At 68.6% G+C, this 13,198-nt stretch carries 9 protein-coding genes and 2 pseudogenes; all 11 read left to right on the top strand.

Annotation, left to right across the window (positions count from 1 at the left end; all coding sequences use genetic code 11):
• Nucleotides 1-613: 613 nt before the first annotated feature.
• Nucleotides 614-955 (top strand): annotated as a pseudogene (locus ARC20_RS18895) (cache domain-containing protein); the annotation flags it as partial.
• 54 nt (nt 956-1,009) lie between these two features.
• A pseudogene (locus tag ARC20_RS08055) lies at nt 1,010-2,620 on the top strand (methyl-accepting chemotaxis protein); the annotation flags it as partial.
• A gap of 213 nt (nt 2,621-2,833) precedes the next feature.
• Nucleotides 2,834-3,631 (top strand): flagellar brake protein, encoded by a 798-nt coding sequence (locus ARC20_RS08060; protein ID WP_057646264.1) that lies wholly within the window; start codon nt 2,834-2,836, stop codon nt 3,629-3,631.
• Nucleotides 3,632-3,713: 82 nt separating this feature from the next.
• Nucleotides 3,714-4,202 carry a chemotaxis protein CheW gene (locus tag ARC20_RS08065; protein WP_057646265.1) on the top strand — a complete coding sequence of 163 codons (489 nt, stop codon included), beginning with the start codon at nt 3,714-3,716 and terminating at the stop codon, nt 4,200-4,202.
• Nucleotides 4,203-4,354: 152 nt separating this feature from the next.
• Nucleotides 4,355-4,738 (top strand): hypothetical protein, encoded by a 384-nt coding sequence (locus tag ARC20_RS08070; protein ID WP_057646266.1) that lies wholly within the window; start codon nt 4,355-4,357, stop codon nt 4,736-4,738.
• Between the two features lie 85 nt (nt 4,739-4,823).
• On the top strand, nt 4,824-7,184 hold the full coding sequence (locus ARC20_RS08075) for a methyl-accepting chemotaxis protein (RefSeq protein WP_057646267.1): 2,361 nt from the start codon (nt 4,824-4,826) through the stop codon (nt 7,182-7,184).
• 165 nt (nt 7,185-7,349) lie between these two features.
• Entirely contained in the window at nt 7,350-8,210 is an 861-nt protein-coding gene (locus ARC20_RS08080; RefSeq protein ID WP_057646268.1) for a CheR family methyltransferase, read from the top strand.
• Nucleotides 8,207-8,803: a chemoreceptor glutamine deamidase CheD gene (cheD, locus tag ARC20_RS08085; RefSeq protein WP_057646269.1), complete on the top strand. Its 597-nt coding sequence runs from the start codon at nt 8,207-8,209 to the stop codon at nt 8,801-8,803. The genes ARC20_RS08080 and cheD overlap by 4 nt, the downstream gene beginning before the upstream one ends.
• Nucleotides 8,800-9,885, top strand: a complete 1,086-nt coding sequence (locus ARC20_RS08090; RefSeq protein ID WP_057646270.1) for a protein-glutamate methylesterase/protein-glutamine glutaminase — start codon at nt 8,800-8,802, stop codon at nt 9,883-9,885. Before cheD ends, ARC20_RS08090 begins: the two co-directional genes overlap by 4 nt.
• Before the next feature lie 8 nt (nt 9,886-9,893).
• Nucleotides 9,894-12,479, top strand: coding sequence for a sensor domain-containing protein (locus tag ARC20_RS08095; RefSeq protein ID WP_237642537.1), 2,586 nt, complete (start codon nt 9,894-9,896; stop codon nt 12,477-12,479).
• Nucleotides 12,480-12,532: 53 nt separating this feature from the next.
• Entirely contained in the window at nt 12,533-13,111 is a 579-nt protein-coding gene (locus tag ARC20_RS08100) for a methyltransferase family protein (protein WP_057646271.1), read from the top strand.
• The last annotated feature ends 87 nt before the right edge of the window (nt 13,112-13,198 follow it).

A 13,198-nucleotide genomic window follows, 5' to 3' on the forward strand; every position in this document is an offset into this window, starting at 1 on the left:
TTAAACCGCGCCCCGCCTGTTCCCCCACGACCCCCCGCCACGTTACCAACCCGTCGTGTTCCGGGCGCAGCGACCCACCCAAGCGCAAGACGCCTTCCCCCCCCCCCCGCGACGCACGAACAAGCGCCCGGGAGGCGGCGCCCTGTCGGGACCGTGGGCGACATGGATGTCGCCTACGAGCCCCCATGGATGGGTTTACGGCGTGTCCCGGCCACAGGCCGCCACCGGCCGCCGCGCGCGGAGCCATGAGCGCCGCGCTTCACCACCCAGTCGATACACAGCCCGCAATGGGCAGTGACCGCACCTCCGCGATCCACCCCATGAATCACCCGGGGAAATCCCATCGACACCCCATTGTGACTCAGCGCTCAATTCCTGCTGAAAACCGCCGCTAATCCGAGTAACGCGTTCCGCATCGCAGAGCCGAGCCCACCTGATGAAACCGCAGAGCGTCCTCGCCAACGCCATGGCGAACATGCCGTTGAAACGAAAGTTCCTGTCGCAGACCGTCCTGGTGGCCTTCGGCATCATCGCCCTGGCGATCATCGCCGCGCGCATGCAGTACCTGGACCTCGTGCATACCCGCCAGGCCGGCCTCAAGGCGCAGACCCAGATGGCCGTCGGCGTCGTGGAGGCCTATGCCGCCCGCGCCGCCAAGGGCGAGCTCACGCAGGAGGAAGCCCAGCGCCAGGCGCTGGCTGCGCTCTCCACGCTGCAGGCCAACAAGGGCGTGGACTACTTCTACGTCACCGACGAACACCCGACGATGCTGATGCACCCCACCCGTCCGGATCTCGTCGGCAAACCGCTCAACGACGTCCTCAGCCCCGACGGACAGCGCATCTTCCCCGCCTTCGTGAAGGTCGCCCAGGCCGGCGGCGGATACGTGGATTACCAATGGGCCAAGCCCGGCAAGAAAGACCCGGTCTCCAAGTCTTCCTACAACACGCTCTACAAGCCCTGGGGCTGGGTCATCGGCACCGGCGTGTACTTCGACGACACGCAATCGCAGGCGCTGGTGTTCACCGGCATCATGACCCTCGCCGGCGGCGTGCTGGTGCTCATCAACCTCGGCCTGGGATGGCTGCTCGGCAACGCCGTCCTGGTGCCGGTGGGCCGCGCCCTGGCGGTGATCAAGGGCGTCTCGCACGGCGACCTGCACGTGCATGTCGGCCACCGCGGCCGTGACGAGATCGGCCAGATGCTGCAGGCGATGGACGAGATGCAGGCCCGCCTGCGCCTCGTCATCGAAGCGCAGAGCGAAATGGGCCGCCAGCACGAAGCCGGCACGATCAGTTACCGCATTCCCAGCCAGGATTTCGCCGGCGAGTTCGCCACCATGGTCGAAGGCACCAACCGCCTCGTGGCCAGCCACATCCGGGTCACGATGCACGTGGTCGAACTGGCGCAGGCCTATGCCGCCGGCGACCTCTCCCGGGAAATGGAAGCCCTGCCCGGCGATAAGGCCGTGATCACCTCGGCCATCAATGGCGTGCGCGGCAGCCTGCAGGCGATCAACAACGAGATCAAGCATCTCGCGCAGGCCGCCGCCGCGGGTGATTTCAGCGTACGCGGCGACGAGTCCGCGTTCGGCTTCGACTTCGCCACCATGGTCGGCGACCTCAACTCCATGATGGCCGTCAACGACCGCAACCTCGGCAAGCTCTCCACCCTGCTGCGCGCCATCGCCGACGGCGACCTCACCGCGCGCATGCACGGCGAATTCCACGGCGTGTTCGCCCGCATGCGCGACGACGCCAACGCCACCGTCGCCCAGCTGACCAGCATCGTCGGCCGCATCCAGGAAGCCTCGGGCAGCATCAACCTGGCCGCCGGCGAGATCGCGGAAGGCAACAGCGACCTCTCGCGCCGCACCGAACAGCAGGCCGCCAACCTCGAAGAGACCGCCGCTTCGATGGAGGAACTCACCTCCACGGTGAAACAGAACGCCGACCATGCCCGCCAGGCCAACCAGCTCGCCATCGGCGCGGCCTCGGTGGCGTCGCAGGGCGGCGCGGTGGTGAGCGAGGTGGTGCAGACGATGTCGGGCATCGAGTCGTCCTCCAAGCGGATCGCCGAGATCATCTCCGTCATCGACGGCATCGCCTTCCAGACCAACATCCTGGCGCTCAACGCCGCGGTGGAAGCCGCCCGCGCCGGCGAGCAGGGCCGCGGCTTCGCCGTGGTCGCCTCGGAAGTGCGCACGCTGGCCCAGCGCTCGGCCAACGCGGCCAGGGAGATCAAGCACCTCATCGACGATTCGGTGGACAAGGTGGCTGACGGCTCGGCGCTGGTGCGCAAGGCCGGCGACACGATGCAGGAGATCGTCACCTCGGTGCAGCGCGTCACCGACATCATGGCCGAGATCACCGCCGCCTCGCAGGAACAATCCGCCGGCATCGAGCAGGTCAACCAGACCATCACCCAGATGGACGAGACCACGCAGCAGAACGCCGCACTGGTGGAGGAAGCCACCGCGTCGGCGCGTGCGCTGGAGGAACAGGCCGGCGAGCTGCGCGAGGCGGTGGCGCAGTTCCGCCTCGCACATGGCGACGACGCGGCCCGCCGGCTCGTGCAGCGCCTCGGCCGCGAGGCCGCCACCCCGCTGGAAACAGCCTGATCGCACGCATCGCCCGGCGCATGCCGGGCCTCGGTGACCGCCATGCCGCACGCCGCCCCACGCAGGGCGGCGTGCGTGTTTGCGCGTGAAACCGCTTACCGCATCACGCATGAAAGGCTGTTTACCCTACAATTTCGGGTCAATTGGCCGATATGAAGGCCATGCCGGGGCCGATTCCCCGACCGTTCGTGCTTCTGCAAGAAAAAGGGCCCCATGCTTCCAGGCGACACCAGCGCATCGCAGCAGCCGCATCCCGAGCCGGAGGAAGGGGACGACCGCTATCTCGTCCGCAACCCCCGCCAGGTGCGTGGCCTGCTGCGCGCGTTGATCGACCAGCGCTCGCTGGTGAGCGCCCACATCGGCGGCCGCGACCAGTCCTTCCCCAGCGCCGTGCTGGAAGTGGACGAGGACGAGGAATGGCTGCTGCTGGACGGCAGCCCGAACGAAGCCTCCAACCGCGCCGCCGCCGAAGCCAGCCACCTGCTCTGCTTCGCCCAGCTGGAGCGGGTGCGCATCCGCTTCCGCCTGGACCAGGTCGAACGCATCGAGCACGAGGGCCATGTCGCCTTCCGCGCGCCGCTGCCGTCCGCCATCTACCACCTGCAGCGCCGCGAGCACTACCGGCTGGAAACCCCGATCACCGACTCGCCCACCTGCGTGATCGGCTTCGACCCGGACCCGGACGACGACCTGCCGCCGCGCGAACCGCTGCGGCTGCGGGTGATCGACATCAGCGGCGGCGGCCTGGCGGTGAGCCTGCCGGCCGGCGCGCCGCTGCTGGAGGTGGGCCGCGTCTACCGCCGCTGCGAACTGCGCCTGCCCGACCAGCAGCCGATCCCGGTGTCGCTGGCGATCTGCAGCCAGGCCAAGCAGACCCTGGCCAACGGGGTGGAAAGCTTCCGCATCGGCACCCGCTTCGAGACCCTGCCGCGCGGGGCCGACGAGGACATCCAGCGCTACATCTTCCGCATCGACCGCCAGCGCAACGCGCGCAAGAGCGGCGTCTTCTGATCCGGCGCTAAAGATTCCCCCGCCCGGGCCGATCTTGGCATGGCAACCCCGCCATTCCGCCGTGCCTTGCCCGGAGCCACCGATGAACGACAAAAAGCCTGCCGCCGGTCACGGCGGTGAATTCCTCAGCTTCGCCCTCGGCGAAGAGCACTACGGCGTGGACATCCTCAAGGTGCAGGAAATCCGCGGCTATGACGCGGTCACCCGCGTGCCGGACGCCCCGGACTACATCAAGGGCGTGATCAACCTGCGCGGCACCATCGTGCCGGTCATCGACCTGCGCCTGAAGCTGCGCCTGAAGGAAGCGCGCTACGACGCCTTCACCGTGATGATCGTGCTCAACGTCGAGGACCGCGTGGTCGGCATCGTCGTGGACAGCGTCTCGGACGTGATCCCGCTGACCGAAGAGCAGATCCGCCCGACCCCGGAATTCGGCGCCGCCGTCGACACCCGTTTCATCTCCGGCATCGGCACGCAGGACGACCGCATGCTGATCCTGCTCGACATCGAAACCCTGCTCGACAGCGCCGACCTGTCTCCGCAGGAAGCGCTTACCGAGGAAGCCGCCTGACAGCCCGTGTCGGGCATATCCCGACACCCCGGCCACCCGCGCAACGAACTGTGGCCCAGCTCTCATTCCGCCCGTTCAAGTTGTCCGCGCCAACGCCGATAGCTGCCTCAAGGCCCGCGTGAGGCCACCCCTCCCCACTTCGGAGACATCCCATGAAGACCCTGTTCACCCTGATCCCCGCCCTCGCCCTGGCCACCCTGTCGGCTGACGTCCTGGCCCAGTCCCAGGAAATGATCCCGCCGGAAATGGCGACCCGCTTCGTCGGCAAGGACGGCATGGTGTGCGGCAAGGTCGAGAAGGCCAAGTACGCGCAGTCCTCCGAGGGCGAGCCGACCTTCCTGTACATGGGCGGCATGTTCCCGCGCCACACCTTCTCGGCCCGCATCGACGGCGCCAACCGCAGCAAGTTCTCCTTCGCCCCGGAAACCCTGGAAGGCAAGGACGTCTGCGTGATCGGCAAGATCCAGCGCGATGCCTCGCGCGCCGAAATCGAAGTCAGCTCGCCGTCCAGCCTGAAGCTGGCGACGATCAAGTAATACCCCGCCGCGCCGTCCCGCGCCGTGCGCGGGACGGTGCCTGGCCCTCCCGCCGGGCAACGTCACAGGAAGAGGAAGCGCGTACATGCAGTGGATCAACAAATTCAAACTCGGCCCGAAGTTGATGCTGATCTTCGGCATCGTCATGGTCATCATGCTGATCCAGGGCATCATCGCCTATGCCGGCCTTGCCGCCCTCAACAACGTGACCCGCGAACTGGCCGGCAATTCGATGGCCAGCGTGCGCGAAGCCGGCGAACTGCGCGGCATGCTCGGCGAATACCGCAATGCGGCCTACCAGGGCCTGATCCGCGCCAGTGACGCGGTCAAGCAGGACGCCAAGGACCGCCAGGCCAAGCTCAAGAAGGACATCGACGCCACCATCGCCGATTACCCGCGCCTGCTGGCCAGCCCGGAACAGAAGAAGCAGTACGACCAGTTCGTCGCCGACTGGAAGAAGGCCTCGGCCTCCTATGCCAGTGTCGAGGAAATGCTGGAACTCAACCTGCCCGACGACGCGGTGGATACCTTCGTGGGCGAAACCCGCGCGGCCCACCTGGCGGCGCAGGAATCGCTGGGCAAGCTGATCGAAGAAGACAACCGCCTCGCCCAGGCCGCCAAGGACAAGGCCGAAACCGTGCACGCCACCTCGGTCACGCTGACCGTGGTGATGGTGCTGGCCGGCATCGCCGGTGGCCTGGTGCTGGCCTGGCTGTTCGCCCGCTCGCTGGTCAACAACATGCGCGGCGCGGTCAACGTCGCCCACGACGTGGCGACCGGCAAGCTGGACGGCCACATCGATGTTGCCGCCGCCGATGAAGTCGGCGACCTGATGCGCGCCCTGCAGCGCATGCAGCGCGACCTGAAGGAGCGCATCGAGCGCGACCAGGCCGTCGCCGCCGAGAACCTGCGCATCCGCACCGCGCTGGACGCCTCCTCCACCGGCGTGATCATCACCGACCCGTCGCTGCAGGTCGTCTACACCAACCCGGCGATCCACCAGGTCATCGCCCAGCACGCCGAGGACTTCCAGCAGGCGCTGCCGGCGCTGGATACCGAGGCCTCGCTGGTTGGCCACTCGATCAACGTGCTCGAGCACGGTGGCGAGGTGGATGCGAAGTTCGTCGCCCAGCTGGAAAAGAACGGCTCGGCGCGTCGCGAGATGCGCTACGGCGACGCCCACATCGCGCAGATTGTGTCGATGATCCGCGACGCCGACGGCCAGGCCGTGGGCACCGTGTGCGAATGGCGCGACCGCAGCATCGAAGTGCAGGTCGAAGAAGAAGTGGCGCGCATCGTCGAATCGGCCGCGGCCGGCGACATGGGCGGCCGCGTGGCCATCGAAGGCAAGGAAGGCTTCTTCCTGCAGCTGGCGCAGCAGCTCAACGGCCTGCTGGACGCCAACGGCGCGTCGATCGAACAGGTTTCCAACCTGCTGGCCGCGCTGTCGCAGGGCGACCTGACCGCGCGCATCCACGGCGACTTCCAGGGCGTGTTCGCCCGGATGCGCGACGACGCCAATGCCACCGCCGAGCAGCTGACCGAGATCGTCGGCCGCATCAAGCAGTCCTCGGTGGCGATCAACTCCGCCGCCGGTGAAATCGCCGCCGGCAACAGCGACCTGTCGCGCCGTACCGAGCAGCAGGCCGCCAACCTGGAAGAAACCGCCGCTTCCATGGAGGAGCTCACCTCCACCGTGCGCCAGAACGCCGAGCATGCCCGCCAGGCCAACCAGCTCGCGCAGGGCGCCGCCTCGGTCGCCTCGCAGGGTGGCGAAGTGGTCGGCAAGGTCGTCACGACCATGGGCGATATCGAGAAGTCGTCCAAGAAGATCGCCGAGATCATCTCGGTCATCGATGGCATCGCCTTCCAGACCAACATCCTGGCGCTCAATGCCGCGGTGGAAGCGGCGCGTGCCGGCGAACAGGGCCGCGGCTTCGCCGTGGTCGCCTCGGAAGTGCGCACGCTGGCCCAGCGTTCGGCCAACGCGGCGAAGGAAATCAAGGGCCTGATCGACGACTCGGTCGGCCGCGTCGCCGACGGTTCGGCGCTGGTGCACAAGGCCGGCGCGACCATGGGCGAGATCGTCGCCTCGGTGCAGCGCGTGACCGACATCATGGCCGAGATCTCCGCCGCTTCGCAGGAACAGTCGGCTGGCATCGAGCAGGTCAACCAGACCATCACCCAGATGGACGAGACGACCCAGCAGAACGCCGCGCTGGTCGAGGAAGCCACCGCCGCGGCGCGTTCGATGGAAGAACAGGCCGGCCAGCTCTCCGATGCCGTGTCGATCTTCCGCCTCGAAGCGCAGGTGGCCGAACCGGCCGCCCCGGCCCCGCGCGCCGTCGAGCGCGTGGTCAAGGCCGCGCCGGCGCCGCGTGCGGCCCGCCCGGCCCGCAAGGAAGCCGAGGCCGTCGCGGCCGATGGCGACTGGCAGGAATTCTGATCTCTCCGAGTGGCACGCAACAGCAGAAACCCCGGCTCCGGCCGGGGTTTCTGTTTTTCGGCACCGGCCCTGCCCGTAGCGGCGATACCCGGAAAATTGCGACCCAGCGCGCACTACAGTTCCCGCCTGGCGCGGCCGATAACCTTCTTGAACCCGAGGTGCCGAATGCCGCCTACCCCCTCCCCCGCTTCCGCCGACAGCCGCGAATTCGAATTCGCGGATCGTGACTTCCGTCGTGTCTGCGAGCTGATCCACCAGCGCGCCGGCATCGCCCTGGCACCGGCCAAGCGCGACATGGTCTATGGCCGCCTGTCGCGGCGCCTGCGCGCGCTCGGCCTGCGTTCGTTCCGCGATTACCTGGACCTGCTGGAAAGCGGCGAGGATGAAGATGAGTGGCAGTCGTTCACCAACGCGCTGACCACCAACCTCACCTCGTTCTTCCGCGAGCCGCACCACTTCGACAAGCTGCGCGAGGAACTGCTGCAGCGCCGCCACGAGCCCACGCTCAAGCTGTGGTCGTGCGCGTCTTCGACCGGCGAAGAGCCGTACTCGATGGCGATCACCGCCTGCGAGGCGTTCGGCACGCTGGCCCCGCCGGTGCGCATCCTGGCCACCGACGTCGATACGCAGGTGCTGGAAACCGGCGCGCGCGGTGTCTATCCGGTCGACCGCGTGTCCTCGCTGGACCCAGCCCTGCGCCGCAAGTACTTCCAGCGCGGCAGCGGCCCCAACGAAGGCAAGTGCCGCGTGGTGCCCGCGCTGCGCCAGCTCATCGAGTTCCGCCAGCTCAACCTGCTGGCGCCGCGCTATGACGTCGGCGGCCCGTTCTCGGCGGTGTTCTGCCGCAACGTGATGATCTATTTCGACAAGCCCACCCAGCGCGGCATCCTCTCGCGCCTGGTGCCGCACCTGGGCGACGACGGCCTGCTGTACACCGGGCACTCGGAGAACTACCTGCACGCCGCCGACCTGATCCAGCCCTGCGGCCGCACGCTGTACCGCGCCGCCCGTGGAGTCCGCGCATGACCTCGGCCCTGAAGATCGACGAGGTGATGCGCTATCGCGACACCCGCTTCCAGACCATCGCCGCCAAGCTGCTGCCGACCCAGTACCTGGTGGTCGACGACGACACCGCGCTGACCACCACGCTTGGCTCGTGCGTGGCCGCCTGCGTGCGCGACCCGGTGCTGAAGATCGGTGGCATGAACCACTTCCTGCTGCCCGAAGGCCAGGTCGGCGACGGCGCGCCCGCGCGCTACGGCAGCTATGCGATGGAACTGCTGATCAACGACCTGCTCAAGCGCGGCGCGCACCGCAAGCGCCTGGAGGCCAAGGTGTTCGGCGGCGCCAACGTGCTCAAGGGATTCACTTCCAATCCGGTCGGCACGCGCAACGCCGAGTTCGTGCGCGCCTACCTGCACGCCGAGCACATCCCCATCGTCGCCGAGGACCTGTGCGGCATCCATCCGCGCAAGATCTGGTTCTTCCCGGTCACCGGCCGCGTCGTGGTGCAGCGCCTGCCGCACGCCCACGAGGCCGAAGTGGCCGCGACCGAATCGGCCGTGCGCGCCCGCCTGTCCAAGACGCCGGTCAGCGGCGGCGTGGAGCTGTTCGAATGAACCTGCAAGCCCCGGTCCGCGTCCTGATCGTCGACGACTCCGCGGTCGTGCGGCAGATCCTCACCGAGATCCTCTCGCGCGACATCGGCATCGAGGTCGTCGGCAGCGCCGCCGATCCGCTGCTGGCGCGCGAGAAGATCAAGCGCCTGAACCCGGACGTGATCACCCTGGACGTCGAAATGCCGCGCATGGACGGCCTGGCGTTCCTGGAAAACCTGATGCGCCTGCGCCCCACCCCGGTGGTGATGATCTCCTCGCTCACCGAGCGCGGCGCCGACACCACGCTGCAGGCGCTCTCGCTGGGCGCGGTGGACTTCGTCGCCAAGCCCAAGCTCGATGTCGCGCGCGGGCTGGAGACCTATGCCGAGGAGATCGTCGGCAAGGTCAAGGCCGCCGCGCAGGCGCGCGTGCGCCCGCTCGCACGCGCGGCCGCCACCAAGGTCGAACTCGACCCGCAGGTGGCGCCCGCGGCCCAGGCGGCCGCGCGTGCCGGCCTGTTCCGCACCACCGACCGGCTGATCGCCATCGGCGCTTCCGCCGGCGGCACCGAAGCGCTGCGCGTGGTGCTCGAAGGCATGCCGGCGGATGCCCCGGCCGTGGTGCTCACCCAGCACCTGCCGGCCAGCTTCAGCACCGCCTTCGCCGAACGCCTGGACCGCCATTCGGCGATGTCCGTGCGCGAAGCCAGCGATGGCGAAGCCGTGCTGCCCGGCCACGCCTACCTGCCGCCGGGCGGCCGCCACCTGCGGGTGATCCGCGACGGTGCGCGCTGGCGTTGCCGCATCGATGACACCGACCCGGTGAACCGCCACAAGCCGGCGGTGGACGTGCTGTTCCGTTCGGTGGCGGCCAATGCCGGCCCCAACGCGGTCGGCGCGATCCTCACCGGCATGGGCGACGACGGCGCGCGTGGCCTGCTGGAAATGCAGCAGGCCGGCGCCGCCACGCTGGTGCAGGACGAAGCCACCTCGGTCGTCTGGGGCATGCCCGGCGCCGCGTTCAAGCTGGGCGCCGCGCAGGAGACGGTGCCGCTGGAACGCGTCGCCGAACGCCTGCTCGCCCTTTCACGCGTCAGTCGCTGAGCCGCCGAATGGACGACATCGCGCTGCCCCCCGCTCCCGCCAAGACGGCCGAAGCCGCGCTGATCGATCCGCGCGACCTCGACACGCTGCTGGCCTTCACCCTCTCGCAGATGCCGCATGGCGTCATCGCGGTGGACGCCGCGCAGCGGGTGGTGATGTTCAATCCCGCCGCCGAGCGGATCTGGGGAACGGAAGCGGCGCTGGTGCAGGGGCAGCCGGTGGGACACCTGTGCCCGGCGATCCTGGGGACGTATTTCCATGAGGTCGCGCTCGACCCGCCGGGCAAGGCCACCGATCCACGCGACGTCCACCTGGTGCGCGGCGACGGCAGGGTCGTGGTGCTCGCCATTTCGCTGATGAGCGTGGAGCGCGAAGCGCGCCGCCTCACCGTGGCCTTCGTCCGCGATGTCACCCGCCAGCGCGAGCACGAAGCGCGCATGCGCCAGCTCACGCTGGCCGTGGACCGCAGCGACACCGCCCTGCTCACGCTCGACGACACGCTCGGCGTGACTTACGTCAATGCCGGCTTCACCCGCCTGTTCGGCTACACGCTGGCGCAAATGCAGGGCAAGCGTCCCTCGCAGGTGCTCGCCGGCCCGCATACCGACCCGGACACGCTGCGCGGCCTGTCCGAGCAAGCTGCCGGCTGGCAGCAGTCGCGCGCGGACCTGCTGCTGTATCGCCACGACGGCCAGCCGCTGTGGACCTCGGTGATCACCAACCCGGTCAGCGACGTGCCGGGGGCGCCGAGCGAGTCGGTCTCGGTGATCACCGACATCACCCACGCGAAGATGCACGAGGTGCTGCACACCCACGTGCTCGACGCGATCGTCCGCGAGCAGCCGCTCACCGACGTGATGGCGATGATCTGCGTGGAACTGGAGCGCGTGGCGCCGGCGCTGCGCGCTTCCGTGCTCAGCGTGGACCATGACAGCCGCCTGCACACCCTCGCCGCGCCCAGCCTGCCGCCGGAGTACGCACAGGAGATCGACGGCCTGCGCATCGGTGCCGGCGTGGGCGTGTGCGGCACCGCCGCCTGGCGCGGCCGCCCGGTCAGCGTGAGCAACATCCGCACCGACCCGCTGTTCAAGGACTTCCCGTATTTCGCCGAACGCTATGGCCTGCAGGCGGCGTGGTCGAGCCCGATCAAATCCAGCGGCGGCCGCGTGCTCGGCACCTTCGCCATCTACTACGGCGAAGCGCGCGAACCGGACCCGTGGCACATCAAGCTGGCCGACATCTGCCTGCACCTGTGCGCGCTGGCGCTGGAACGCGAACACACTCGCGCCCGCGTCCACCAACTGGCGTTCTACGACGCGCTGACCAGCCTGCCGAACCGGATGATGTTCAACGCCCGCGCCGAGCAGCTGCTGGTGAATGCCGAAAGCCAGCACACCCCCATCGCCGTGCTGTTCCTGGACGTGGACCGCTTCAAGCGCGTCAACGAGACCCAGGGCCACGCCGCCGGCGACGGCCTGTTGCGCGACATCGCCCAGCGGCTGGGCGAGAACCTCGGCCTGGGCGACCTGGTCGGCCGCCAGGCCGGCGACGAATTCGTGCTCGCCCTGCCGAACTGCGGCGCCGAACAGGCCGGCGGCATCGCCGAGCGCCTGCTGGGCGCGATCGCCGCGCCCTCGGTGGTCGGCCACATGACCCTGCATCCTTCGGCGAGCATCGGCGTGGCGATCTTTCCGGAGGACGGCCGCGACATCAACACGTTGCTGCGGCATGCCGACCTCGCCATGCACCGCGCCAAGATCGAGGGCGGCGGCAGCTTCCGCTTCTTCAGCGCCGACATGAACCGCCTGGCGCAGGAGCGCGTCGCACTGGAAACCGCCTTGCGCGAAGCCCTGCGCCGCGACCAGCTGCAACTGCATTACCAGCCGCAGGTGCTGAGCCATCCGCCGCACCCGCTGTACGGCGTGGAAGTGCTGCTGCGCTGGGAACATCCGCAGCTGGGCCCGATCTCCCCGGCGCGCTTCGTGCCGCTGGCCGAGGAAAGCGGCCTGATCGGCGACCTCTGCCGCTGGGTGCTGCGCAATGCGCTGCGCCAGCTCGCCGACTGGCGCGCGCGCGGCGTGGCCATCCCGCGCATGGCAGTGAACCTGTCGGCCAGCAACTTCGAGGATCCGCAGTTGCTGGACGAACTGCTGCGCCTGCTGCAGCACCACGGCCTGTCGCCGTCCGACGTCACCCTGGAAATGACCGAAAGCGTGATGCTCTCGCCGCAACCGCGCGTGCTGGACAACATCGCCGCGATGCAGGCCGCGGGCCTGGCGCTGTCGCTGGACGACTTCGGCACCGGCTATTCGAGCCTGAGCCACCTGCACCGCCTGCCGATCAACGAACTGAAGCTGGACATGAGCTTCGTGCGCGACCTCGAGCACAGCATGTCCGCGCGCGCCCTGACCAACTCGGTGCTGCGCATCGGCGAGAGCCTGCGCAAGCATGTCGTGGCCGAAGGCGTGGAAACCGAGCGCCAGCGCCGCCTGCTCGCCGGGCTGGGCTGCGAAGTGCTGCAGGGCTTCCTGTTCTCCAAGCCGCTGCCGGCGGCCGAGCTGGAGCGCTGGCTGGCCGAACGCGAAGGCGAGTAAACGCCGACAGGACGTAACGGGTAGGATCGGTGAATCGCCACCACGGTCCGCCCATGAAAGCCCTTCTCGACGCCGCGCTATCCCTCGCCTGGTTGGTATTCCTCGGTTACTGGATCTGGTCCGCCCGCCGGGTGAAACGCGCCAGCCGCAGCGAAACGCCCTGGCGCCAGCTGGCCGTCTACTGGCTGCCGCTGCTGGTCGCGGTGCTGCTGCTGGGCCCGGGCGAATGGTACGAAGGCAGCTGGCTGAGCGAGCGCTTCGTGCCCAAGCACATGGGCATCCGTGCCGCTGCCGTAGCGCTGGTATGGGCCGGCGTCGCCCTGGCGATCTGGTCGCGCCACCTGTTGGGCAGCAACTGGAGCAGCGTGGTGCAGCTCAAGCAGGATCACGAGCTCATCGAACGCGGCCCCTACCGCTGGATCCGCCACCCGATCTACACCGGCCTGCTGCTCGCCTTCCTGGGCAATGCGATCAAGGTAGGCGACTGGCGCGGCCTGATCGCACTGGCGATCGTCTTCGTCTCGTTCTGGCGCAAGCTTCGCCTGGAAGAGCGCTGGCTGGGCGAACAGTTCGGTGAGCGGTACGCCGCATACAAGCAGCGAACGCGCGCGTTGATTCCGGGAATCCTCTAACCCCGACCAAGTGGCGGGCCAGTCCATCCGTTCGCGGGAAACCTGAGCGGTCTTCGGGGGCGGCGGGCGCTTTCGGGACCGTTGGCG

The organism is Stenotrophomonas panacihumi (genome assembly GCF_001431645.1).
Classification (GTDB): domain Bacteria; phylum Pseudomonadota; class Gammaproteobacteria; order Xanthomonadales; family Xanthomonadaceae; genus Stenotrophomonas_A; species Stenotrophomonas_A panacihumi.

Bases quoted from the DNA above. Each gene is read 5' to 3' on its own strand.
- ARC20_RS08060 (WP_057646264.1), top strand. From the start codon at position 2,834: ATGCTTCCAGGCGACACCAGCGCATCGCAGCAGCCGCATCCCGAGCCG.
- ARC20_RS08065 (WP_057646265.1), top strand. From the start codon at position 3,714: ATGAACGACAAAAAGCCTGCCGCCGGTCACGGCGGTGAATTCCTCAGC.
- ARC20_RS08070 (WP_057646266.1), top strand. From the start codon at position 4,355: ATGAAGACCCTGTTCACCCTGATCCCCGCCCTCGCCCTGGCCACCCTG.
- ARC20_RS08075 (WP_057646267.1), top strand. From the start codon at position 4,824: ATGCAGTGGATCAACAAATTCAAACTCGGCCCGAAGTTGATGCTGATC.
- ARC20_RS08080 (WP_057646268.1), top strand. From the start codon at position 7,350: ATGCCGCCTACCCCCTCCCCCGCTTCCGCCGACAGCCGCGAATTCGAA.
- cheD (WP_057646269.1), top strand. From the start codon at position 8,207: ATGACCTCGGCCCTGAAGATCGACGAGGTGATGCGCTATCGCGACACC.
- ARC20_RS08090 (WP_057646270.1), top strand. From the start codon at position 8,800: ATGAACCTGCAAGCCCCGGTCCGCGTCCTGATCGTCGACGACTCCGCG.
- ARC20_RS08095 (WP_237642537.1), top strand. From the start codon at position 9,894: ATGGACGACATCGCGCTGCCCCCCGCTCCCGCCAAGACGGCCGAAGCC.
- ARC20_RS08100 (WP_057646271.1), top strand. From the start codon at position 12,533: ATGAAAGCCCTTCTCGACGCCGCGCTATCCCTCGCCTGGTTGGTATTC.